The 25,396-nt window shown below is 39.0% G+C and carries 22 protein-coding genes and 1 pseudogene; 8 read left to right on the forward strand and 15 right to left on the reverse strand.

The window, feature by feature from the left end:
• Positions 1-2 precede the first annotated feature (2 nt).
• Genes ABJH98_RS19310 through ABJH98_RS19330 form a run of 5 tightly spaced genes read left to right on the forward strand, consistent with a single transcriptional unit; the run spans position 3 to position 3,620 of the window.
• Positions 3-740, forward strand: a complete 738-nt coding sequence (locus ABJH98_RS19310; protein ID WP_348309422.1) for an iron-sulfur cluster repair di-iron protein — start codon at positions 3-5, stop codon at positions 738-740.
• Positions 741-1,154, forward strand: a complete 414-nt coding sequence (gene ruvX, locus ABJH98_RS19315) for a Holliday junction resolvase RuvX (RefSeq protein WP_348309423.1) — start codon at positions 741-743, stop codon at positions 1,152-1,154.
• Positions 1,151-1,705 carry a peptide deformylase gene (def, locus tag ABJH98_RS19320; protein ID WP_348309424.1) on the forward strand — a complete coding sequence of 185 codons (555 nt, stop codon included), beginning with the start codon at positions 1,151-1,153 and terminating at the stop codon, positions 1,703-1,705. The genes ruvX and def overlap by 4 nt, the downstream gene beginning before the upstream one ends.
• Positions 1,706-1,707: 2 nt before the next feature.
• The gene (locus ABJH98_RS19325; protein WP_348309425.1) at positions 1,708-2,841 is read left to right on the forward strand and encodes a methionine aminotransferase; all 1,134 of its coding nucleotides are present in this window, start codon (positions 1,708-1,710) and stop codon (positions 2,839-2,841) included.
• Positions 2,829-3,620, forward strand: coding sequence for an amidohydrolase (locus ABJH98_RS19330; protein ID WP_348309426.1), 792 nt, complete (start codon positions 2,829-2,831; stop codon positions 3,618-3,620). The genes ABJH98_RS19325 and ABJH98_RS19330 overlap by 13 nt, the downstream gene beginning before the upstream one ends.
• 64 nt (positions 3,621-3,684) lie before the next feature.
• On the opposite strand, the gene ABJH98_RS19335 is transcribed toward ABJH98_RS19330, so the two are convergent.
• The 10 genes from ABJH98_RS19335 to tatA all read right to left on the reverse strand — a co-directional run bounded on the left by ABJH98_RS19335 (position 3,685) and on the right by tatA (position 19,660).
• Complete coding sequence (locus ABJH98_RS19335) at positions 3,685-4,359, reverse strand: energy transducer TonB (RefSeq protein ID WP_348309427.1); 675 nt, start codon at positions 4,357-4,359, stop codon at positions 3,685-3,687.
• Positions 4,360-4,491: 132 nt separating this feature from the next.
• Complete coding sequence (locus tag ABJH98_RS19340) at positions 4,492-4,788, reverse strand: VanZ family protein (protein WP_348309428.1); 297 nt, start codon at positions 4,786-4,788, stop codon at positions 4,492-4,494.
• A gap of 65 nt (positions 4,789-4,853) precedes the next feature.
• Positions 4,854-5,234 carry a glycine cleavage system protein GcvH gene (gene gcvH, locus ABJH98_RS19345; protein WP_348309429.1) on the reverse strand — a complete coding sequence of 127 codons (381 nt, stop codon included), beginning with the start codon at positions 5,232-5,234 and terminating at the stop codon, positions 4,854-4,856.
• A gap of 100 nt (positions 5,235-5,334) precedes the next feature.
• Positions 5,335-12,447, reverse strand: a complete 7,113-nt coding sequence (sprA, locus tag ABJH98_RS19350; protein WP_348309430.1) for a cell surface protein SprA — start codon at positions 12,445-12,447, stop codon at positions 5,335-5,337.
• A gap of 69 nt (positions 12,448-12,516) precedes the next feature.
• Positions 12,517-13,110: a Holliday junction branch migration protein RuvA gene (ruvA, locus tag ABJH98_RS19355; RefSeq protein WP_348309431.1), complete on the reverse strand. Its 594-nt coding sequence runs from the start codon at positions 13,108-13,110 to the stop codon at positions 12,517-12,519.
• On the reverse strand, positions 13,110-15,383 hold the full coding sequence (locus tag ABJH98_RS19360; RefSeq protein ID WP_348309432.1) for an NADP-dependent malic enzyme: 2,274 nt from the start codon (positions 15,381-15,383) through the stop codon (positions 13,110-13,112). The genes ruvA and ABJH98_RS19360 overlap by 1 nt, the downstream gene beginning before the upstream one ends.
• 161 nt (positions 15,384-15,544) lie before the next feature.
• On the reverse strand, positions 15,545-16,624 hold the full coding sequence (locus ABJH98_RS19365; protein WP_348309433.1) for a DUF4837 family protein: 1,080 nt from the start codon (positions 16,622-16,624) through the stop codon (positions 15,545-15,547).
• Positions 16,625-16,667: 43 nt separating this feature from the next.
• On the reverse strand, positions 16,668-18,023 hold the full coding sequence (locus tag ABJH98_RS19370) for a LysM peptidoglycan-binding domain-containing protein (protein WP_348309434.1): 1,356 nt from the start codon (positions 18,021-18,023) through the stop codon (positions 16,668-16,670).
• Positions 18,024-19,457 (reverse strand): Asp-tRNA(Asn)/Glu-tRNA(Gln) amidotransferase subunit GatA, encoded by a 1,434-nt coding sequence (gene gatA, locus ABJH98_RS19375; protein WP_348309435.1) that lies wholly within the window; start codon positions 19,455-19,457, stop codon positions 18,024-18,026.
• A 2-nt stretch (positions 19,458-19,459) separates the two neighbouring features.
• Positions 19,460-19,660: a twin-arginine translocase TatA/TatE family subunit gene (gene tatA / locus ABJH98_RS19380; RefSeq protein ID WP_176214756.1), complete on the reverse strand. Its 201-nt coding sequence runs from the start codon at positions 19,658-19,660 to the stop codon at positions 19,460-19,462.
• Positions 19,661-19,903: 243 nt separating this feature from the next.
• Between tatA and ABJH98_RS19385 the strand changes: the two genes are divergently transcribed.
• Positions 19,904-20,482, forward strand: a complete 579-nt coding sequence (locus ABJH98_RS19385) for a YceI family protein (protein ID WP_348309436.1) — start codon at positions 19,904-19,906, stop codon at positions 20,480-20,482.
• Positions 20,483-20,581: 99 nt separating this feature from the next.
• On the opposite strand, the gene ABJH98_RS19390 is transcribed toward ABJH98_RS19385, so the two are convergent.
• Entirely contained in the window at positions 20,582-21,088 is a 507-nt protein-coding gene (locus tag ABJH98_RS19390) for a hypothetical protein (RefSeq protein ID WP_348309437.1), read from the reverse strand.
• A gap of 105 nt (positions 21,089-21,193) precedes the next feature.
• On the opposite strand from ABJH98_RS19390, the gene ABJH98_RS19395 reads away from it, so the two are divergent.
• Positions 21,194-21,508, forward strand: a complete 315-nt coding sequence (locus tag ABJH98_RS19395) for a hypothetical protein (protein WP_348309438.1) — start codon at positions 21,194-21,196, stop codon at positions 21,506-21,508.
• Positions 21,509-21,606: 98 nt separating this feature from the next.
• Positions 21,607-22,695, forward strand: coding sequence for an NAD-dependent epimerase/dehydratase family protein (locus tag ABJH98_RS19400; protein WP_348309439.1), 1,089 nt, complete (start codon positions 21,607-21,609; stop codon positions 22,693-22,695).
• A gap of 59 nt (positions 22,696-22,754) precedes the next feature.
• Here ABJH98_RS19400 and ABJH98_RS19405 read toward each other — a convergent pair.
• From ABJH98_RS19405 to ABJH98_RS19420, 4 genes and pseudogenes are all read right to left on the reverse strand, one after another.
• Positions 22,755-23,780, reverse strand: a pseudogene (locus ABJH98_RS19405) (alanine racemase).
• Positions 23,781-23,791: 11 nt separating this feature from the next.
• Positions 23,792-24,244 (reverse strand): DUF1572 family protein, encoded by a 453-nt coding sequence (locus tag ABJH98_RS19410; RefSeq protein ID WP_348309440.1) that lies wholly within the window; start codon positions 24,242-24,244, stop codon positions 23,792-23,794.
• A 4-nt stretch (positions 24,245-24,248) separates the two neighbouring features.
• The gene (gene folE, locus ABJH98_RS19415; RefSeq protein ID WP_348309441.1) at positions 24,249-24,932 is read right to left on the reverse strand and encodes a GTP cyclohydrolase I FolE; all 684 of its coding nucleotides are present in this window, start codon (positions 24,930-24,932) and stop codon (positions 24,249-24,251) included.
• Positions 24,892-25,302 carry a 6-carboxytetrahydropterin synthase gene (locus tag ABJH98_RS19420; RefSeq protein ID WP_348309442.1) on the reverse strand — a complete coding sequence of 137 codons (411 nt, stop codon included), beginning with the start codon at positions 25,300-25,302 and terminating at the stop codon, positions 24,892-24,894. The genes folE and ABJH98_RS19420 overlap by 41 nt, the downstream gene beginning before the upstream one ends.
• Between the last annotated feature and the right edge of the window lie 94 nt (positions 25,303-25,396).

Consider the following 25,396-nt stretch of genomic DNA (forward strand, 5'->3'; position numbering starts at 1 on the left):
CCATGGAGAATAAATCAATCGAAATATTAATTAATGAAAATTTCGTTTACGCCAAAGTGTTGGACTATTTCGGCGTTGAATATTACAAATCAAAAAACAAAACGCTTCAGGAAGTATGTAGTGAGCACAATATAAATGCTGACCTGCTCATCGAAGTGATGCAACGGGCGGAAAACCGAGCTTCATTTGAATCTTCCGAGCTTAAAAATTTCCCAGCGAGATTGATCATTGGCTATCTGAAACATTCGCATGAATTGTTCATCAAAGATCGATTACCATTCATTCTACGCCAGATCAATGCTATAAACCCGACCTTGGACAAGGAATTGATTCATGATCTAAAAATGATCCTGCCTTTGTTCGTCAATGACTTTATTCATCACATTTATGAAGAAGAAGATCGGTTATTTTCCTACATCAGCGATTTAGAATGTTTTGTCATGGGAAAAACCAGCTCGGCAAAAGTTTCTACCCAAATAGAATCTTTCTCTATTCAAGAATTCGCTTTGCATCATGGGGACTCAGATGATGAGATGAAAGGAATCCGAGGAATTACCAGCGAATATCAAACCTCCGCAATTGAAGATATTCAACTCAAGGTCATTTTCAAAGAGCTACAGGCCTTTGATCAGGAGTTGTCAAAACATGCTCATATTGAAAATCATGTGCTCTTTCCGAAAGCTTTGTTATTAGAAAAACAAGCAAAGGAAAAACTCAATTTGATGTATATTCAAAATTAAATGGGCAGAATTTTAGCCATTGATTTTGGTACCAAAAGGACTGGTCTAGCTGTAACGGACCCTCTACAAATAATCGCCTCGCCATTAGAAACCGTTCGTACATTTCAAGCCATTGAATTTTTAAAAAACTATCAGCAATCTGAAGGAATAGACGAATTTGTTATTGGAATGCCCAAGGATTTAATGAATAAGGACACAGACAGTACGGCTTCTGTAAGGTCTTTTATAAATTTGCTGAAGAAAAATTTTCCAGATCATCAAATCCATCAGGTTGATGAGCGCTTTACAAGCAAAATCGCCATGGACGCCATGATAACTGGAGGAATGAAAAAGAAGGATCGACAGAAAAAAGAGAATGTTGACAAGTTAAGCGCAACAATCATCTTGCAGTCATATTTAGAATCGAGATTATGATTTACCCCATTGTAGTATATGGAGACCCGGTACTGAAACGGGAAGCAGACGAAATTGAAGAAGGAAGCATGGACGTCATCAAGTTAAAGGATGATATGTTTGAAACCATGTATGAAGCCAGTGGTATTGGCTTGGCAGCGCCCCAAATTGGTAAATCCATTCGAATGTTTATTGTGGATGGCAGCCCTTTAGAAGAAGAGGGAATGAAAGATTTCAAAAAAGTCTTTATTAATCCAGAAATTGTATGGGAAGAAGGCGAAAAATGGAATTTTGAAGAAGGTTGTTTGAGTATTCCAGGAATCAGAGAAGAAATTTCCCGCCATGCTAAATTGAGGATCAATTATTTGGATGAGAATTTCGTGGAACACGAAGAAGAATTTGATGGAATGAAAGCACGAATTATTCAGCATGAGTATGATCACATCGACGGCATCTTGTTCACTGATTATTTGACCCCTTTCAAAAAACGAGTGCTAAAAGGCAAACTCAACAACATATCGAAAGGAAAATGTGACGCTGACTACAAAATCAAAATTCCATCTAAAAAATAAACATGCAATCCAAACTGCCTAATGCCCAAACTTCCATATTCGCCGTAATGACGAAAATGGCCAATGAGTGTGGGGCAATAAATTTAGCACAAGGATTTCCTGATTTTGATGTAGCGCCAAAACTTATTGATCGTATCCATCACTATATGAAACAGGGTATGAATCAATATGCACCTATGCCTGGCGTGCCTGCGCTGAGAGAAGCTATAGCTAAAAAAATTGATCACACTTATGGCGTTGGTGTTGATCCTAATGAAGTCACAGTGACGGCAGGTGCTACACAAGCCTTGTTCGCAACCATCACCGCCATTGTTCACGCAGGAGATGAAGTCATCTTCTTTGACCCAGCTTATGACTGCTATTTACCTACCATTCAACTTTGTAAGGGTGTACCTGTCAACATCAATTTAAATAAAAATGACTTTTCTATACCGTGGGAAGAGGTAGAAGAAAAAATCTCTGCTAAAACCAAGTTGATCATCATCAATACGCCTCACAACCCCAGCGGTGCTATATTGTCGAAAGAAGATCTCAATGAATTAGCGCGGATCACTAGAGACAAAGAAATCTATGTAATTAGTGATGAAGTTTATGAACATCTCATTTTTGATGGAGAAAATCATCACTCAGTGCTGAAACATGAAGAGCTGAGAAAGAAAAGTGTCGCCATATATTCTTTTGGTAAAACTTTTCACGCCACTGGCTGGAAAATGGGCTACACCATAGCGCCTGACTATCTGACCAATGAAATCAGAAAAGTTCATCAATTTTTGGTTTTTAGCGTAAGTACTGCGACACAATGGGCACTAGCTGATTATTTAAAAGAGCCCAATCACTATGAATTTCTGCCTGATTTCTTTCAGGACAAAAGAGACCTGTTGCTGGATTTGATGGCACCTTCCAGACTCAATCCTGTTATGTGCAAAGGGACCTATTTTCAAAGCTTCTCGTATGCTGATATCGGTGACAAGCCTGATAGAGAAATGGCTGAATGGATCACCAAGACTCACGGGGTAGCATCTATTCCGCTTTCACCGTTTTATACTGATCACTCAGACAACAAACAACTTCGTTTTTGTTTTGCCAAAAGTGAAGAAACACTTAAACAAGCCGCTCTAAAATTATGTCAGATCTAACAGTAGCCATTCTTCAGTCCAATCTTCATTGGCAAAATGTAGATGCTAATTTGGCCATGTTCGAAGAACAAATTTGGAGCATTCAAGAGCCTGTAGATTTAATTGTTCTGCCAGAAATGTTCAATACGGGATTCTCCATGACTCCTGAAAAACTGGCTGAAGTACCTGGTTTGAAAACCCAGAAATGGCTATTACAAATGGCTAATCAGAAGCAAGCATTGGTAGGAGGTAGTTACATTGTGAAAGAAGGTGCGGATTATTTCAATCGATTTTTCATGGCCTTTCCCAATGGCTCTTCTAAAACTTATGACAAAAGGCATTTGTTCTCACTCGCCAAGGAGGAAATGTTTTTCAAGGGTGGTACAGAAAGACTAACTGTCGAATATAAAGGTTGGAAAATATGCCCTTTGGTTTGTTATGACTTGCGTTTCCCTGCCTGGGCAAAAAACAAGTATGACAAAGATGATTATGACTATGACTTGCTGATCTATGTTGCCAGTTGGCCAAAGCCCAGAGTTAATGCTTGGGACACCTTACTGAAGGCTAGAGCCATCGAAAACCAAAGCTATGCGCTTGGCTGTAACCGAATAGGAGAAGATGGTAATGGGTATGCCTATGTAGGCCACAGCGGGATTTATGATTATCTAGGAGAGACACTTGACTTCATAGATAACAAGGAAGGCATTCTTATTCAAAAATTAAGTAAAACCACACAGGATAAGTTCAGAACCAAATATCCTTTTGTGGCGGATAGCGATGATTTCACCATTAACTTCTAGCTTAGAAAAACAAAAAACCCGACCAGTTTCCTGATCGGGTTTTTCTATATGTCTTTGCTTTCGCTTAGCTCAACTTAAATGTGATAGGCAAAATCATTCTTACCTTCACTGGTCGTCCTCTTTGCTTACCTGGCGTCCACTTCGGAGCATTTTTCAATACTCTTACCGCTTCTTCATCACATCCAGCTCCGATACCTTTGATGGCTCTCACTTCAGTAAGATTTCCAGCTTTGTCAACAACGAATTGAACAAATACTCTACCTTCGATACCCATTCTACGTGCTTGGTTAGGATATTTCATTTCCTTACCTACATACTTATAGAATGCTGCCATACCTCCAGGAGGTCCTGGCTGGTCTTCCACGATATCAAAAATCTCATCGGCAACCTCCTCTTCAGGAGCCTCTTCGAATACGATATCTTCAATCACAGTTTCTTCTGTAATCTCCACATCTAAATCCACTTCGATTTCTTCCTCGATTTCTTCCTCATCTGGAATTTCAATAATCTTCGGCAATTCAATCTTTGGTGGTGGTGGTGGTGGCTGCTCGGTTGGAGGAATCTCCATGATATCCTCAAAATCATCATCCACTTGACCTAAATCAACTAATCCTCCATCATCATAAAATCTCCACTCAAAAGCAGTGATGACTAGCAATAAACTGACAGCAAGGCCAATGTTAAAAAACATCCCTGTTTTTCTCTCAAGAGATATTCTCGGGTCTTTTTTTAGCTCCATGCTTATTTATTTAAATAAAATTTCTTTTCTAATAGCAACTTCAAATATAGCAAAGTCCGCTTTATATCTACATTAATTCATTTTTTTTCAATCGAAATAATCCACAATAAATCCACATTATAGATTTAAGGGTTACTTCTTAACTGATTGATACTGTAACAAATAAACAAACAGCATTCCCGATGAAGTTCCGCAGACGTCTGCCATTCCATCCCAAACGTCCGCTTGGCGACCAGGCACATAGGTCTGAAGCCCTTCAGTAGCCAATGTCAGAATCACACCAAAAGAAAAAATCTTGAGTGCTTCCTTTTTTACCTCAAGTGCTAAAGCCAAAAGCATCGCATGAATAAAAAAAAGTCCAAAATGAACTAGCTTATCCAAATGACGGATGGGAATATCAAATAACGGTTCGCCGCTCGATGGAGACAAAGTAGCAAATAGGATGGCACAAGTCCATCCAATGGCTATTTTCTTATATGTAGAATTTGATAGGATTATTTCCCAATCAATTCTTTATACGCATCCGCAGATAACAACCCTTCTTTTTCGCTCAAATCAGAACATTTGATTTTGATCATCCAACCATCTCCGTATGCATCTGAATTTACGATTTCAGGCTCAGATTCCAACTCCTCGTTGAACTCTGCTACTTCACCAGACATAGGCATGAACAAATCAGAGACAGTTTTCACTGCTTCGATCGTACCGAACAATTCACCTTTTGCAATGGTCTCACCTTCAGTTTCTATTTCTACATATACAATATCACCTAATTCGGCTTGAGCGAAATCAGTAATACCTACTGTGGCTACATCACCATCTATTTTCACCCATTCGTGATCTTCTGTATAAAGTAAGTTTTCAGGAATATTCATCTTGAATCGATTTTGTTTAATAACTGAGCCAAAAATACGTCGATTTTCTCAATTGAATTATTAATCTTATAAGATTATTATATCCAGATATATGCAAAAGTTATTGAGCTAAACTGAATCTCATTTGGATACCAAATGCAGATGAAGATCTTGGGAAGGTGTTTGAAATTTTTGGTTCATTGATGTTCTTTTCGAAGTACATCGTGATGTTCAATTTTTGATTAGCCACATAGCTCAATGTAGGCCTTACCTGATAGTTGATGTTTCCGTTGGTCACCACTTGTGCGTCGTCGATTTTTCTTTGTACCGTTTTGGTATCTCTGACTGTAAAGGTGAATCGGAACTGAATGTCATTATTGAGTGTAACCGTTCTCCCACTGATTTTGAAAGGAATCTTCATTTTACTTTTTGTGATGCCAAAATCAAAAGCGATGTCACTGCTACTCATTTCCGTGACTTGAGAATTAGAAAGATTTAAACTTAAACTCCGTTCTTTTTTGTATTCAATTTTTGAAGTGATGTTATTTTTAGTCCGAATATTGATACCAATGAGCGGTGAAAACCTTTCGACAATGTCTACCTGATTGATGACGTATACAGGACTCAAGTATTGACTGTTCAAAGTATCTGTAGCCATTGGATATTCCAAAATACTATTGGTCAATTCGAGTGTGTTAGCGTCAGTATAGATGAGGGAATTTGTATAATTAGTAATACTGAAAGTGGATACATAGGCATGTGTCAAATTAATGGATGAGAAGATATCTTTAAAGGCTTTAACCTTACTCAATCCCGCATAGTCAACCCTCCAATTAGGTACAGGAGTTTTGGGGAATGGCGTGAGTTTGACAGATGTAGCATCCTTACCCGAATAGGCCGCAATAAAGGCTGGAATCAGCACATCTTGTGAGTTGATATCATACTCCCCATTTGAATTGAGCAAGTTGAGTCTTTGGCGAATGATATCTCTGTTCTCTACAAATTCTTCAAACGTAGGAGAAACATTTTGTGATTTCTCTTTGACAAAAGCTGTTTTGATCGGCAAGAAAGTAACCGTGTAACTACCTGATCTGGTAGGCGTCAGAGACCTATATCCTTCAGTAATTACGCCAATATCTGAAGTATCACTCTCAAATCGGTAAATCTCTTGATAGGCACTGGTTTCTGATCTTTTGGCATCCAATTGGATTTTTAAATCCTTAAATGGCTCCACATTTGCTCTTAGATTTAAATCATTCGTCAGACTTTGGACAAATGGTGTGGTCAACCTTTCGTTCTCAACCAGCCATCCGTTCTCCGCGGCTTTAAACCTAATATCAGGATCCTGACTACCAAAAATGAAGGCTGAACCAGGGGCGTCAAAATCACTATCTATGCCAAATAAATAGGGAACAGGTACAAATCCAGGGAGCTGAGTAGATTCTCGCTTACCAAATGTCAAATTCACAGACCTAACGGACATGAGTAGTCTCATAAATCCTTTGACTCCGGCGCCTCCACCAGTACTGCGAGTGGTGTCTACTCTAGCAGGTACACGCGACCTGGATGAACTACTTCTCGAGCGTGAGGGCGTGTTGATTGATTTTAGGTACTTCGATTTATTGTAAAGTTTGACCAAATCAAATTTACCAGTCAGGTCTCTTGTTCGGCTATTTTCTACCAGATTTCCAAATTCTTCTACCTGACCAATGTTTCCGCCTGTCCACCTATAATTGACGTTGTAACGATAGTCTGCACTCATCCAATCAGTAAGTGGCAATTTGTCAAGCGGTAATCTATAGTTGGCTCCAATACTTTGATCGTAACTTTTCATTCGCCCAAGTCTCTTTACATTATTCCAAATGGAATCCCGCTTGGCCTGAGTATCTATATCTCCTTCTGGCTCATCAACAATAGCATTGGCCGTAGCATTATAGTTTACGCTTAAGCTTTTGAAAATACTCCATCGTACATTATATGCTCGATTGAACGTAAAGTATTTTTCATAATTCGGATCGATGCCATCGGTGGTCAAGTCAGCGTTTCTCAATTGTCTTTTCCTAAAAACTCTATTCATCGATGCTCGAACGGAGAAATTGTTAGGGAGAGGTGAAAAATTGATGTCTTTGATCAATTGCAAGTATGGACTGGAGAAGGCCTCTGAGTTTTTGAATGGCTCTAAAGAAGGTGGTTGAGGACTATATTGATAAGATACATTCCCATCATATTCTTTTCTTAAATCTCTTTCGGTATTGACATCTTTCGACTTTTGCTCTGAGTAGGCATAGCTAAAAGAAAAGTTTTCAATATCATATACATGGCTTTTGGCATCTTCCTTAACTTTTTCTTTGTGAACGTCTATGAAGTTGATGCTTTTGTTTACCGTCTGGGAGATGACCTTATTCTTGTATTCCTCTCTCTCTTCTTCTTGATCAAATTTTAATACAGAGGCGTCCAAGGGAATATCTGGATCTAAGGGGTCATATCTTGGCGTTTGCTTGGATTTGGAATAGCTCACGAACATTGGGATTTTGATCCCTGTTTTCCAGGGAATCAATTTATCCACATTCATATTCATAGACAGATCGTAGTCTATAGACTCTTCTCTTGTCCTTTGCGAGATATTATCCTGGATGCCACCAAAGCCCACGCTTGTATATCTTGTAGCTGCGTTGATGGTGGCAAAGTCGGCTAATTTCAAACTCATTCTGGCATTAGCTGCCCATCCTTTTTCATCATCATAATCAGTCAATCTCATCTCATTAGCCCAGATACATAAAGAATGTGGCTCCGCATTGTCCTCCGATTTCGGATTCCTTAGTCCGATCATCATCATGGTAATGTTGTTCAGTTTCGGATTTCCTACAATCGTTATTCTATGCCTACCATCAGTCGACTGTCTGGAAAACTCATCCTCCACATTCACATCACTGCCATTTCTAGCTGCTTTTGTCCCATACAATTCATCCAAGGCAAGGTTGATTTCGTTCGCTTCTGGCCAAACGTCTTCGCGTGAATATGGAGCCGCATTATCAGGCGTAATTTTCAAAGGCACCTCAATTTCATAATAGTTGCTTGTCCGATCCAATCCTAATCGGATGAATGCTGTCATTTCATCATCATCAACAATCTCATTTTTGTATTGCTCAGCATGAAAAAACATCTTGATTCTCCCATAATTAACCAAATCCTGCGTCACTTCTTTGTATACAGCTCTTGCATCGCCATCTTCTAGCTCTTCTACACAGATTTTCAAAGATTGTTCGTTCACTTGACGTGAAATAGTGGTGGTATTGTCTTGATCTCTGGATATGCCTGGAGGCAATACATAAGGAGGTTTACCATCTGCGGGCAAACTATTTTCTTCAATATTCACAACAGAGACTTCAAAGTCAGACGTACCCGTTTCTGGTATGACATCAAATCCTTTATCCTTCAAATTCTCAACCGTTTTTCTCCACTGACTGGCTACCAGCTGCATCTTCGCCATTCTCAACACTACAGGCTCTCTCCACTTAGCCATATACAATCTGATATGCTTATTAGACTGAACCGTATAATCTCCTTTTGTATCTGTGGGTTGATTGATTGGAATTCTAAACAAATACCATGAAGCTCCATCTTCAGCATTTACCTTATCCACTATGTTATGCTCTCCCACTCGAAGTTCCCCTGGTTGAAGATCAATTTTAAATTCTCTATAAGCTTCATCCGCAGAAGAGGTGATGTAAGTATCTCCATTCAAATCTTCCTTATCGGGTGCAATTGTAGCGGACGCAGCAAAATCATTATTGCCACTACTCAAAGGAGAATTTCCTTCCAAGCCGTTAAATTTTTTGTAGCGCTCCAGCACTTTAGCATTTCTCTGATTGTAATTATCCGATAGAAAATACTCAAAATCGTCTGCAGCAACATCATCTCTGAGGCGTTGTTCACCAATTGAACTTAATATACTCGCTGTATCTAGTCCTAGTATTTTCCCAAAACGTTCTCTTTCCTCTTCAGAATCGATGCCGTCTAACCCCACATCTTGATTGGCTCTTGCAGACGCAGAATTGTCAAAAAAATCAGTGAGCCACTGTAAGGTACTTGCCTTTCCATAATCTGTTTGTTGGGTATCATCATCACTATCGTCTACAGGTAATCCATTTTCAAATTCAAAAACTCCTTCTTGAAGAATATTTTCAGCGAGTTCTCCGATTTGAAACACCAATTCTCCTCCAGTGTCATTGTTGTCATCAAATTCACCGTCCATGATCCGACCATTTTCTCCAAGAATAAATGGATCCATCATCCAAAATTCGATGTATTCTATATTGTTGTTACTAAAATCTGTTTCGCCCGTAATCTGTCTTGTAATCGAGCCAAAGTTGTCATATGCATCATCCCTAGAAAACAATGCATCTTCATTAATCCTATCACTATAATTGTAAGGGCCCCTTTCATTGGGATAATAGGCAATATCGAAAATAGGTAAATTGGTGTTAACTACTTGTCGGTCCTGTTGCTTATAAATTTCTCTTGGAAGTACAGGACGTACGTAATGATTCTCTAGGTCCTCATCCGTAATATTATCTGGTTTGTCACCGCCCGTGAGATAGAAGGCCGAACGGTCTATAATATACCAAGCCATTTTGGCTCTTTTGAAATTTGCTCCCAGCTCAGGGTTGCTGTCGTCGATAAACTGTGATGGGGTGGATCCAAGTTTCCAAGGTAAATGACCACCGGCTATATTGAATGGCGTCACTGAGTTTTCGAAATCATCCAAATAGGATGAGCTCTCTCCATTTACTTTATTTGAAGTACCAGGAAGTAGCTGAGCAAATTCACCATTGAAAGTTACTGTGGATTTTTCTTTGGTACTGAGGAGTGGTAGCGCATCCACCATTTTTGTGAGCATTCGAGACTCATCTTGAAAGTTTACATCAAAGCCGTATTTGGTGTTTTTGATAGGTTCATTTCCCGCTGTATAGCGGCTCACTCCTCCTGGTCTTTCACTCAAGTGAAATACGGTTGCCCCCACATTGACTTTTTCCGAAAATCGGTAATCCATACGAACACCTGTCAACCATCTGGATCGAAAACTAAATAAGTCATCCACTTCATAAGAGATGTTAATCTCCTTTCCAGAAGCTGTCACCCCATCATTAAGGATCGTAACGGTACCCCCTCCATTGTAATTGACCTGATAGTCCACTCCTTCAGCCAATAGCTGACTTCCAGCTGTCACCTTCACGGATCCTTTGGCAATATTAAATGCATTTAAAGGATACACTCCAGCTGCACTGGAAGAGTAAGTACCGTTGAGAAAAAATTTATTTTTGGCAATGTTTTGCTCTGCATCAATTTTTGATTTTTCATACAAGTCTTGAAAAACATATTGATCTATCAGTCTTTGCTCATTGCTTTCAAATTTAGATTCCAGCGTAGCGCCGAATGGCTCGAGTACCGGGAATATCACATAACCGTTCTCTACATCAAAGGTGACGTCAGGGATAAAGTCAAATTTTCCATCCTTTTGATTATCACCATTTACATTCAACTGATCCAAAGCCAAAAGCTCGATCAATGGTACGTTATTGGTATTTGTTCCTTCGTTTAAATTGGGTGCATCATAGTTTTTGGTATCATCTCGATAGTTAATTCTAAGTTCAAAACCTTCTTCATTTACTCGAGGAGAATTCAATGAGTAAATATTTTTCATCATCAAATCCCAAGTCTTTATTTCTGTATTGATTCGAGCTGGCCTCAACATCTTCAGATAAATGAGATCATCATCTGGTCGACCTACATAGGATTCAGACAATTCCCCAACCTGATAGCTCTGACCATTATAAGTATATTCAAATGCTACAGCCAGAACTTCATCATTTTGCAATTTTCGTTGTAGACTTAAATATCCCAGCTTAGGGTGCCACTTATACTCTCGTGAATCGAGTCTCCTTGCTGTAGGTCTAATTTCATAATCCGTACCAACTACCATATTGGCATCTGACCTAAGGAAATTTTCAACATTGGCATTATCCCTTATACTCGCCTCATTCGAGTTAATATAGTCCCATAGGCCATTTCCATTGCTTCTTTTGTTGTCGGCTGGTCCTCCTCCTGCGGTGCTACCCCATTCCATTGTGTTTTCAATATTATCTATGTCTCCTTCCCCTAAATCTGTAAAGGCTATAAAATTTCGGACATTGGCCGTTTCGTTATTCGTGTTGACCACGTAAACTTCCACTCTTGTGATATTGACTCCAGAGGTCACCTGCGGAATGTCTTGCAACCAGGTTTGATAATTGTCACGAAAAAAGTGTGCTAGGAAAAAGTGTCTCCTTTCGTCATAGTCTGCTGCTCTCAAGCTGAAAGGTTGACCTTCGGCGCCAAACTGAAAAGATTTGCTTTGAGACTTGCCTTGTTGCCGAGATGCCAACGCTGTAACAAAGAGCTTCCCAAATTGCAATTGTGTTTTGATCCCAAATAGACTTTGTCCGCCAGACATGAGTGAATTGGACACACCCATACTTACATTTCCGATTTCTATTTTTTTAATAATATCCTCTTCATATCCTGTGTATTCTACTTTCAAATTATTCTGGAAATCAAAGGAATTGTTGTTGTCAAAATTGGCAGTGATCGCCAATTTTTCTCCAACCTTGCCCACCACATTCATGGAAATCTGCTGGTTATAATTGAAGCCTCCGTTTTTTTGTTGGTTGATACTCAGTGATGGATTTTCTATGCGCTGCCAACGCCCGCCAAAATCTAGATTTACAAATCCATTGGGTTCGATATCTACATAGCTCCCCCCAAATATTCGATCGAAAACTGGGCTGATGTATAACTTAGGAATCAAACGTCTGCCACTGACCGCACTCTCTCCATCTAGACCTGAGGATCGGTTCTGCCAATATTCCTTTTTCATTTCAGCATCCTGATAGCGATTGAATTCTTCAAAAGTCATAGTCGACCTTGGGCGGTAGTTCAAAGCTCCTACTCGCTCATAAATCGTATAATTCATTCCAGTATCAATCTCCAGATCCAATTGCATGGAAGCTGGGTCTTCAAGAAGTAATGGAGAAGGACTTTGTGTATTAGAAAAAGGATCTCCGAATCGATCTTGCTGTCTAAATGTTGGCCGATAAGAAGGTTCGTATTTTTGATTGCTGACTGAATCAGCTGAAACAGAATCAGGAGGCACTTGCTGATAACCAAAGGACGCAAGCGGTTTCAGCATTCCCATGAGGAGAATGAGTATTAGGATAGGTGTTATGTGGAATTTGATTGAGGTCAAACCCTTTTCTCTGCTGATTTAAGCCCTTTTAAGGGCTAATTTAATTAATTCCTCTAGACTCACTTGCTCCGCGGTTTCGTTCATGATTTTATCAATTGTTTTTTCTGCTACTGCCTTATTTATACCCAAAGTGGTAAGAGCTGATAACGCCTCTGACTTGAGGGTATTGCCTGATGATAATGATATCACAGGGGAATGACCTTCCAACTCTTCTCTGCTCATTTTATCTTTCAATTCAAGAATAATTCGCTGGGCCGTTTTCTGACCAATTCCTTTCACACCACTGATCGTTTTTACATCTCCATTTACTATCGCTGAATGTATTTCCTCTGGTGAAAGAGATGACAAAATCATTAATCCAGTGGATGGTCCTACTCCTGAAATTGAAATTAATTGCAAAAACCTTTTACGCTCTGATTCTTCAAAAAAACCAAACAAAGTATGTGCGTCTTCTTTGACATGCAAGTGTGTATGAATCTTGCAAGCGTCAAGTGTTTTTACTTGTGCAAAAGTATTAAGTGTGATTTTTACATGATAGCCCATGCCTCCTACATCGACAATGACATAGGTAGGGTCTTTGTCTACCAGTTTTCCTTCCAGATATGCAATCATTATTTCTTCTTATTGGCAGTAGCTTGTGCATCTACAACAGCAATAGCTGCCATATTGTAAATTTCTCTCACAGAGCTACCCGTCTGTAAAACGTGAACCGGCTTTTGCATGCCCATCAAAATTGGCCCAATGGCTTCACTGGCTCCAATCTCCATAAGCAATTTGTAAGCAATATTTCCAGACGACAAATTAGGGAAAATTAATGTGTTAACCTGATGACCAGCCAAATCACTAAAAGGATAGGTTTTTTCCAGCATTTTTTTGTTCATGGCCAAGTTCGCTTGAATGTCTCCATCAATAATCATCTCTGGCCATTTTTCTTTTGCAATCTGTACAGCCTTAGCAGTTTTGGTAGGCACATCACCTTTAGCAGAACCAAAATTCGAATAGGATAACATGGCCATTTTAGGTTCAAACCCAAAGAACTTCACTGCCCGATGTGTCAGTTCTATGATATTGACCAACCCCTCGACATTTGGATTTACATTTACAGTCGTGTCGGCTAAAAAGAACGTGCCTTTTTTATTTCGCACGATATACATTCCAGCTACTCTAGTCAAGCCTTCTTCCACACCAATGATTTGTAATGCGGGACGAATAGTGTTCGGATAGTCACTGTTAAGGCCAGATATCAGCGCATCTGCTTCTCCAGTCTCTACCATCATGGCGCCATAGTAATTTCTATCGAGCATCTGGTGTCTACCTTCTTGTACTGTAGCTCCTTTTCTTTTTCGCTTTTCGAAATAGATTTTAGCAAAAGTATTTACTTTCTCCTCTTGGTAAAATGGGTCAATAATGGTGCAATCCAATTCTAGGTTCAGTTCGCCAATTAGACGTTTGATTTTTTTCTCATTCCCCAGTAAAATTGGAATACCTACTCCTTCATCAGCAACTAGCTGGGCTGCTTTTAGAATCTTCTCTTCGTCTGCTTCAGCAAATACAATACGTTTAGGGTTTTTCTTAGCAGCAGAAATGATACGAGAGATAATTCGCTTCTCAGCTCCGACACGTTCTTCCAGCTCTATTTTGTATTCTTCCCAGTCATCAATACTGGTTTTTGCCACACCAGAATCCATAGCTGCTTTTGCTACGGCAGATGATATGTTGGCAATTAGTCTTGGGTCTAACGGTTTTGGAATCAAGTAATCCTTTCCAAACTTGATGGTTTTCTCTCCATAAGCTTTGGAAACTATTTCCGGCACAGGCAGTTTAGTCATTTCTGCTAAAGCGGTTACAGCTGCCAATTTCATTTCTTCATTGATGGATGTGGCTCTAACATCCAATGCGCCTCTAAATATATACGGAAAGCCTAATACATTATTGACTTGGTTAGGGTGGTCTGATCGACCTGTGGCCATCACAATATCGTCTCGAGTAGACATCGCCAATTCATAAGCGATTTCTGGGTCTGGATTCGCCAATGCAAAAACTATTGGGTTTTCGGCCATAGACAATAAGCCTTCAGGTGAAAGTACATTGCCCATGCTCAATCCTAAAAACATATCTGCATCTTTTACAGCTTCTGATAAAGTAGAAATATCTCTATCTGTAGCATACTTTGCTTTCATCACGTCAAGGTTATCACGATCCTTTCTGATCACACCCTTGCTATCCAGCATTACGATGTTCTCGCGAGTGGCACCCATTTTGACATAAAGATCAGTACAAGCTATGGCTGCTCCTCCTGCGCCGTTTACCACAATCTTAATGTCTCCTATTTTTTTATCTACCACTTCAAGTGCATTGAGCAAAGCCGCACTTGAGATTATCGCTGTCCCATGCTGGTCATCGTGCATGACAGGAATGTTCATTTGCTCCCTGAGTTCACCTTCTATTTTAAAGCTTTCTGGTGCTTTTATATCTTCCAGGTTGATGCCACCAAATGTTGGCTCCAGAGATTTAACTATTTTGATAAATTCGTCAGGGTTTTTTTCTTCTATTTCGATGTCAAAAACATCAATCCCAGCAAATTTTTTGAAAAGCACGCCTTTTCCTTCCATCACTGGTTTAGAAGCTTCAGGGCCAATATTGCCCAAGCCAAGCACAGCTGTTCCATTCGAAATTACGCCTACAAGATTGCCCTTGGCCGTATACTTGTATACCTTTTCCTTATCTTCTGCAATTTCAAGACACGGTTCTGCCACACCAGGTGAGTATGCTAAGGCTAAATCATACTGCGTCGCTAAAGGCTTAGTAGGGGTGACTTCAATTTTACCAGGAGTAGGTTCCGAATGAAAATCAAGCGCTTCCTTTTTTCTTATTTTAAAACTCATAATAGAATTCGTGGATTAAAAATGTTCTTGGTTTTTGAGCACATGGGGGTATGCAAGTCGGGCAAAAACCAATCATCAAAAATGTGGAAATTCTACGAGAAATGAGCTAGAAAAAGGTCATTATGTTCTATCTGATAATGCCCCAATTTGGATAAACTTTTCTACTTCAATTCTTCACCAGAGCGGAAAGTATTTAAGATTACTTCAATTTCTTGCATAAATTCACGCTTGTCTTTAGAAGGGGCATATACGTAGCCTTCAAGATAATACATTCGCTTTTGAGATTCATCTACAAACACATAGCTTACGAATGGCCCTCCGCCCGAGATATCACTTAGTTTCCAAAGGCCTCTCACTTCTTTGGCGTATTTGCCTTTGAAATTGACTTCTCGGATATTCATGTTCTCGGTTTGTAGCGTCATAAAAATATCTGGTTTCTGAATATCACGCATATAGGATGAAGTGATTTCCTCTCTAAAAGCTAAAACATCATCAAAAGGGTCTCTAGAATTGTATGGTCTATAGTGCACGAAAATGTTCTTTTCATATTCGGGATCTAATAACCTGACCCAAATAAAATCTCTTTGGTTTTTTGCCAAATCGTAACCATACGGCACCTGAACATCAAATCCATGCGCATCTCTCAAAGTTTTTTCTATCTGTTTCTCTCGTACTTTGAATAGGCCTTTAGCAATTCTTTCATTTTCTATATTTAAGAAATAGTTTCTCAATACCTCTTTGTCTCTTTTCAAATGAGCAATAAGCTGATCTCCCGTTTGTCCAAATAGGTGTAAAATTTCCTGCCCTCTAGCAAATTGATTTTTTTGTGGCAATCGGTACAAAGAAGTGTCTTGTAGGATCTTTTCTAGAGAAGAAGTGGTAAAATAGTTTTGCATGGCACGGCTTTGAGCCCCTTGATTGTCCATGGTACTCACAAAAATCATGGACTTACCTGTTTTGAGAATATTATTCATTTTCAATGGATTGATATTTCTCAGCTTGAAATAAGCTTCATCCTGAGGTAATCCAGGCACGTATTCAGAAAAAATATCTCGTAATGCATCCCCAATAGGTCCATTCCACTGAGATGTATCCATCACGCAAAGGATAGCGTTTGCTTCCCCTCGAGCGACTGGCAAATGTGATTTGCTCCCCCCGTTTTTATTAGTGCCAGAACTACAGCTCGCTGCGAATATTGTGATTAGTATGAGAAAAAGGTTCTGTATTTTTTTTACTATCATGAGTGTTGAATTCTTTTATTGCTAATCCGCCTTTCGCCAAAAGTCACATATTAATCAATAATTTCTGACCAGGCTTGATATTAGAAGAAGTGAGGTTGTTCAGTTTTTTGATTTTCTCGATACTCAAGTCCTCATAGAGTTTTGAAATGCTCCAAAGAGACTCACCAGATTTCACCAAATGGTATGTCCCGCCAGCAACAATTGGAACAGGTTTTGGAATATTTTTGACCACATAGGTTTCTCTAGTTTGTGAAGAATAATGAGGCAAAGTCCAGATGTTTAATCTCTGCCCTACTCTGATCATATTACTATTGAGATTGTTCCATCTTTTGAGATCAGATACTCTTACATGATAGCGCTGAGCTATACTACCTAATACGTCCCCACTTCTCACACGGTAGATTTGACGGGTGCGACCATAGGTACTTCCTGGTGAATTTCTTGCCAAATACTCTAAATCTTGCTTCCCAACTTTGCTTGCAGAGTCCAAAATAGAAAAACGATTCAATCTAATGTCTTCGGCCAGGTCAATTGGAACCTTAAGTGGAAAATTTAATGTGCCATCTGGTGTGGCTCCTCTGATCACGTGAGGATTGAGAGTGATTAGGTCATCTACGCAAACATTGACCAGGTTTGCAAATGTTTCCAAATGCATATAGCCGTTTACATGAAGGGTATCATATGCAATTGGGTAATTCATCTCAATATCTTCGACAATAAAATTGTGTTCGTCGAGATGATTCAGCGTATAAATCATAGCCACAAACTGGGGGACATAGGATCGAGTCTCTCGAGGCAAGTAATTATAAATTTCCCAAAAGGTCTTTTTATAACCTGATCTACGAATTGCTTTTCTCACGTTTCCAGGTCCTGTGTTGTAGGCAGCTAGAGCCAATTCCCAATCGCCGAACATGTTGTACAGAGCTTTCAAATATCTACAAGCCGCTTGAGTGGCTTCGTAGGGGTCCATTCGCTCATCTATGTACCAAGATTGTGACAATCCATAAGATCTTCCTGTTGCAGGCATAAATTGCCATAGACCTGCCGCACCTACACGGGACATGGCATTTGGACGAAGTCCAGATTCAACAATAGACAAATATTTCAACTCATCGGGCATGCCTCTTTCGGCCAATGCTTCTTCAAATATTGGGAAGAAAAGGTCTCGATTGACCAAAACTGATTTAGTATATTCTCTATCACGAATGGTGAAGTAATCAATAAATGATTTGATACGCTCATTGAATTCCAATGGAATACTGCCCTCCGCACAATTCAGCCGATCCTGCATCAATTCATATGGAACTTCTGGAAATTGATCCAATGTAGCATCCTTTTGAGCTAAGGATTGAAATGTGGCAAAAAGCCCCAGGATAAGAAGAATGTTTTTGTGCATCATTTATTTGGCCAGCACCTGATCCATCAAGTACTTCGAAAAAGATAACAGTTTTTCTTCTTCAAAAGTATTCGCTATCACTTGAATTCCAATAGGCATTCCGTTTTTATCCGTTCCGTTTGGTAATGAGACGGCTGGAAGACCCGCTAAAGAGGCCTGAACGGTAAAAATATCCTCAAGGTACATTTCAAGTGGGTCACGGTTGTGACTGTTGAGTTCAAAAGCCGTAGTAGGAGCAGTAGGTAAAATGATGAAATCGTGCTTTTCGAATATTTTTTTTGTCTCATCACGAATGAGTCTTCTTACTTTTTGAGCCTTTGTAAAATAGGCGTCATAAAAACCCTCACTTAAGACGTATGTCCCAAGCAATATTCTTTTTTTCACCTCATCGCCAAAACCTTCGGATCGAGACTTCTTGTACATAGACTCCAAGTCATGCCCATTTTCGCTTCTATAGCCATATCTAACTCCATCGTATCGAGAAAGATTGGTGCTAGCTTCTGCAGTAGTTAAGATATAATAGGTAGGCAAGACATAATCCAAATAGTCAAATCCGAGATGATCTAAACTATGTCCTTGTTCTTGTAGCTTATCATAAACATTGGTGGTAGCAGATTTGACTTCTTCATCTAATCCCTCATGGGATAAAATATTATCGAATAAGGCCACTTTTGCTGCTCTTTGCCAATCGGTATTTTTCGAATAAGTAGGTACATCTACATGAGAAACTGTAGTGTCGTAGTCGTCCGCTCCCGACATAACTTCCAAAGTCAAGGCCGTATCCTCAATAGAATGTGCCAAAATCCCAACACAGTCAAATGAACTCGCATATGCAGCTAAGCCATGTCGTGAAATTCGTCCATAATTAGGTTTAAATCCAACTATGCCACAATAAGCAGCAGGCTGACGAACAGAACCACCAGTATCTGATCCAATTGAAACCAAACACATTTCTGCCTGAACGGCTACAGCAGACCCACCTGACGATCCACCTGGTACACAATCTTGACCCGCAGCATTAATTGCAGGCCCAAAAACAGAATTCTCATTGGATGAACCCATCGCGAATTCATCGCAATTGTTTCTACCTATAAGTATCGCATCTTGATCAAGCAGGCGTTGAATGCAGGTTGCGGTAAATTGTGATTCGAAGCCTTCGAGAATTTTACTTCCACACTGCAGTTCGTGTCCATCATGGCAATAGACATCTTTGATGGTAAAAACCATTCCCGCCAATCGGCCGGCTGTGCCATCATCAATTTTTTTCTGCACATTTTGAGCAGCTGCTAATGCTTCATCAGCATAAACTGCAGTGAGTGCATTGAGGTATTCGTTCTTTTTTATATTGGAGAGGTAGTGGTTGACCAACCCTACACAGTCTATGACTCCCGAATCAATGTCTGATTGGATTCGAGACAATGAATCGTATGTGCTCAAAATTATTCTTTGTCGTCTTTGATTCCTTCTTGAATCTCGTCTTTGATTTCTTTAGACGCATCCTTGAATTCTCTAATTCCTTTACCTAAACCTTTTGCTAATTCAGGAATTTTTTTCGCTCCAAACAGAAGAATAATAACCAAAACTATAATTACAAGCTCCCATCCGCCAGGCATCCCAAATGCTAATACTGTATTCGTCATTTTTGTTTTGATCTAATTTGTATTGTTATAAGAGGCAAAGATAAACCAATTTGATTCAACTTTACGTTCGTATTATTTAATTAGTTATCTCTCAACAGCTTTATTGAATATTTCAAAATATCATTTAAGATTATTAAAAATTTGAAAAAATCAGACAATTTCAAAACCTAATTATTCAAGCTTCGTTATATTTGTAATTACAACTATTGTACAAACACATAATTTTAAAATCATTTATCAAACATGTTAAACATATTATTATTAGCTATTGGATTGAATCTTAATCCTATCGAAACAAATGCTACCTATGAGACGAACGTTTCAGAAAGTAGTGTGGTGTGGACTGCCACTAAAGTAGTAAGTGGAGGGCACTCAGGTACAGTTAAAATTTCTAAGGGATCTTTGGAAATAGATGGAACTGAATTAAAAGGCGGGTCATTCGAAATTGATATGTCAACCATTGCCAACACTGATTTAGAAGGTGAATGGCAAGCGAAATTAGAAGGCCATTTGAAATCGGACGATTTCTTCGCTGTAGAAACTTATAAAACAGCTGGATTAATAATCACAAACGTGAAAAGTACAGCAAAAGGTAAATTCGACGTGACAGCTGATTTAACGATCAAAGGAAAAACAACATCAGTGACTTTTCCTGCAGAAGTAAGCGTAAAAGAAGGAAAGGCTATGGCCACTGCAAAAATCACAGTGGATCGAACTAAATATGACGTAAGATATGGGTCTCCAAGCTTTTTTGACGACTTAGGTGATAAAGCCATCTCAAATGAATTCACACTTGATGTAAGCTTGGTTGCTAACAAATAATTAGTTTGAGTTTAATACCTCATAAATAGCGAAGGCATAAATCTTCGCTATTTTTTTGTCTAACTCAAAAAGAATGGCTCCAAGAAACGACCAAAAAGCCTAAAGCTCGTTGATAATTTCTTTGATGGGAATTTTTACACTCCACAACTCTACCTTTTTTTGGCCAATACTATCCAGGCAATATTTGAAAATGCCACTTGCTGAATCTATAGGGTAGGTATATAAAATTGTTTTTGAGTTTAGCTTCTGAATAGAAGAAGTAGGCTTTTCGTTATTTTCCAGATTATACTGATAGGCTGCTAATAGTTGAAGTTCTAATTCAGAAATTAGTTGATTATTGCTATTGAGGCGTTCGATTCTTGACTGATATGTCGTTTCTAGCGAATCGATTGCTTTCCAACTATCAACCTCACAGTTTACTGTTTCCGTATTTACATTTCGAGATGCTATTTCTAAGACAGCACTTAAAATCTGATTTCCTACTTCTCCTCCCTTTTTCAAGATTTCAGCGTCTGAGACCTTTTTAATCTCTCTCGATTTCATCAATTCTGCTGTTGAAACAGTGTTTTTGTTTTGCTCATGACAAGCAGAAAATAGTAGACTCATTAAAACAATAAATGCTGATTTAGTCATAATCCTTGCCGAATACACACTGTATTCAATTTTAACTTCTTTAAATTAAAGGTAATATTTTTCGAAAACTGCAATATTATGAAAAACCTCTTATTACTTCTTAGTCTAATGGGCACCATCTTATTTGCATCAAGCTGTAAAGATGACGACGATTGTGATGAGAACTCTCTTGAGTCTCAATACACTGACTGGAATGCAGATTACATTTCAGACTGTACACAAAGCACGAATGATTGTGATGAATGTATTGATACGCTAGAAGGCTTTATTGAATTTCTAAAAAGCAATGAAAGCTGTGTGTCGGAAATTGAAGATTACTCTGATGAACAATTTCAAGATGATCTCAGTTTCTTAGAAGATCAGTTAGAATCCGTAGAAGCACAGTGTAATTAATTCTTCAAAACAAAAAGGGAGACTCTGGACTCTCTTTTTTGTTTTATAGTCTACGATCATTAGGAACTTTCTTCGCTTATCGTTAATTTTTAATTTCTATGCTACAACAGGTCGAAGAAGAAGAAATTAACCCCCATATACTCTGCAGAGAATTACCGGTACTGGTAACTGGCGGAGCTGGGTTTATGGCATCTTGGCTGGTTAAATATTTATTGGAAGATGGTTACAAAGTACGAGTGACTGTTCGGGATTTAAATAACGAAGATAAGTACAAGCATCTTCAAAAAATAGCTGAAAAATCTAGGGGCTCTCTGGACATTTTAGAAGCAAATTTACTCGAACCGGATGGATTCAAAGCGGCTATGTATGGCTGCAACATCGTATTTCATACGGCATCACCATATCTATTGAGTGGCATCACCAATCCGCAAAAACAACTCATTGACCCTTCTTTTGATGGCACGAGAAACGTCCTGGAGATGGTCAATAAAACATCTTCCGTACGAAAAGTAATTTTTACTAGTGCGGTATCCGCTATTTATGGTGACATCTCCGATATAGAGACCACCAAAGAAAAAGAATTTTCAGAAGCCTATTGGAACAAATCCAGCAATCTAAAGCATCAACCATTAGCGTTTTCAAAAACGGTAGCAGAACGAGAAGCTTGGCGGATTCATGACGACCAAAGTCGATGGAAAATGGTGGTGCTCAACCCTGCCATTATTCTCGGGCCATCTCTGACAAGAAACAGCCAATCAGGGAGTTTTGATTTTATCAAAAAAATTGCGAATGGCACTTATAAAACAGGTGTACCGAACGTACAATATGGATTTGTAGATGTACGTGACGTGGCTCATGCGCACATATTTGCAGCACAAGACCAATATGCGGAGGGTCGTTTTATGTTGGTGAGTGAGACCAAATCCATGCTGGACATTGCAAACATTTTACACAATCGATTTGGAGAGTCTTTCCCTTTTCCAAGAAAGCTTTTCCCAACTAAAATGTTGTACTTTTTTGGATTTACTAAAGGGTTCTCAAGAAAATTTGTGGTGGAAAATGTCGATCAAGAACTAAAATTTAATAACAAAAAGAGTCGCCATGAAATTGGTGTCTATTACAAACCTATAGATGATGCTGCCTGCGAAATGCTACAATTTTTGCTAGATAATAATATGCTAGATTAATTGAGGCTATAAATGCATGGTTCCTATTTTTTCACCCCTCAATGTCATATATTCTTTCATTAGATTAGCCGTAAGGCAAGAATGAATGGGTAAGATGCCAAGGACATCTCCTACTTTTATTTTTTTATTTGATCTTTTGGGATAAAAATTTTTCCATGCTCTTGAGAAAGACCTTTAACTCTATACCCATCTAATGGTTGGGACCAGCCTTTTTCTTTTAACGCAACTACTTTTCCAAAATATTCTCCATCTACATCTTGCAATCGATCCTTGCTCAAGTGTACCGCTCCACCATGAACCACTACTTCAGATCGCTCGGGATAAACGGCGACAACAGGTGCAGCCAGACAGACAGCAATATCTTCGTAACTACACGAGCCAATTGCAGATTGCATCACATCATAGAAAATCAAATTTCCAGGACGGATTTCGTCAATGTTTTCAAACGAATCTATCAGACTGCAGGAAGGCGTGTCGCCTATAGATATTAATAAGTTTTTATCTATTGCATCTCTCAGCTTGTTCAGGGCCTCCACCCCGTACTGATAAATCGATTGGATTTCTTCGGTACTTTTCGCTCCGTAGGTGTGTCCAAAATGAGCCAAAAGACCTTTGAATTGGTGAGGTCCCCTGATTAGCTCTCCTAGATCTTTTATTTGGTTGACTTCCTCGTGCCAAATGCCCACGCGGTGATAACCCGTATCAATTTTAATATAAACATCAATGGCGTCATCAATTTCATTATTAAGAACTTCTATTGCTGATTCTGAGTCAACGACTAAACTCAATTTTACTTGCTTTGACAAATATTTGAGCACATCTATTTGAAGGACATTTACAGGGAAAGCAATCAAGATGTCATTCCAGCCATGACTTGCAAAAAATACCGCCATGTCGATGGAAGATACTGTGATGCTTGTAACTCCATTATCTCTATACCATTCACCTATTTCTTTCGAAAAATGAGTTTTGAAGTGAGGCCGATAGTTTACATCAGATTTTTTCGCCTTTTCTGCCATTCGTTTGATGTTTTGAATGGCCTTTTTTTTGTCTAGCAATAAAGTGGGTTTAGTGATTTTGTGCATTCTAATTGGCGTTAGGACGCCAACAGACGCCTATGGTAATTGACCTGGCCCAAATGGTACATGAGATGACCAGTTAAATGAATCAGAAAATAGGAAAAAGTCATCGGTTTGCCAAAAACTTCTAATGGATAGGTCTGCTCCAAATTTTTATCGGTGAGTTTATCTAGTGCCTTTTTGACAACTGCCTTTGTTTTTTGTATGATTCGGAGTAATTCAGCTGTAGGCATATCCTTTTTACTAAACTCTATTTCTCGCTCCCTGACGTATCCATCTCTACTGATTACTGCACCAACAAAATGGCGTAGGTTTCCACAAATATGTAAAACTAGATTCCCCGCGGAGTTTTTGATTTCACCATCTAATAACCAGAGGTTCGCTTCATCTTGATAGGCTCGAATTTCTTTTTCAAGACTTGTTAAGTCACGCAAAAATATTTGCTTAATGGATTCAGTGTTAGTACGCATAGATTTATGCTGGAGTATTAATATAATTTAGAAATTCTTTTTTGGTGTCTTCATTGGTAAACTTTCCACTGAAATGTGCCGTTCCCGTTTTACTATTGGTGTCGCCAACCCCTCTAGAAGAAACACACATGTGATTGGCATCGATTACCACAGCCACATCTTCCGTTTTCAATACGCTACAAAGCTCATTAGCAATCTGTACGGTCATACGCTCCTGCACTTGAGGACGTTTGGCGTAGTATTGTACGATCCTATTAATTTTAGAAAGCCCAATCACTTTGCCACTTGAGATATAGGCCACATGTGCTTTCCCATAAATCGGAACGAAATGATGCTCACAATGCGAATAGAATGTGATCTCCTTTTCTACAAGCATTTGATCATAGCCGAATTTATTTTCGAACAATCGGGCATGTGGTTTGTTCTTAGGATTAAGTCCGCTGAATACTTCCTTTACATACATTTTGGCCACACGATTGGGTGTGCCCTTTAGACTATCATCCGTCAGATCAAGTCCCAGCACTTGCATGATTTCTTTGAAATGCTTCGCAATCAGCTCGATCTTCAAATCATCATCCTTCTCAAAAGCATCAGGCCTAAGAGGCGTATCAAAAGAAGTCGCTACATGATCGAAATCATCTATCGCATCATCCGATGGGGTATTCGACATAGTTTCTTTCTGTTTCATATAGCTTTATTTTCAAATCGTATTTTTCCTCAATTTCGCTTCGGAGTAAGTTGTAAATAACTACAACTATATTTTCAGCCGTTGGGTTCAGGTTCTTGAATTCTTCCACATCTAGATTCAGGTTTTTATGATCAAACCTATTGAGCACTTTGTCTTCAATCAAGTCACTCAAGACTTTTAAATCAAAAACATACCCAGTTTGAGGGTCAATTTCTCCAAAGAGACCTACTTCCAAGTTGTAGTTATGCCCATGAAAGTTAGGGTTATTGCACTTCCCGAATACAGCCTGGTTCTTCTCGTCAGTCCAATCAGGATTGTGAAGACGATGGGCTGCATTGAAATGCTCTACTCTATAAACTGCTGCTTTCATAGTGCAATGTTACGCCATTCTATCGAATTGGTTCTTTTGTAAATTTTGAAACTTACACCCATAAAAAATACAAAGACTGTAACCTTAAACCTAA

The organism is Reichenbachiella sp., assembly GCF_039969095.1.
Lineage (GTDB): Bacteria > Bacteroidota > Bacteroidia > Cytophagales > Cyclobacteriaceae > Reichenbachiella.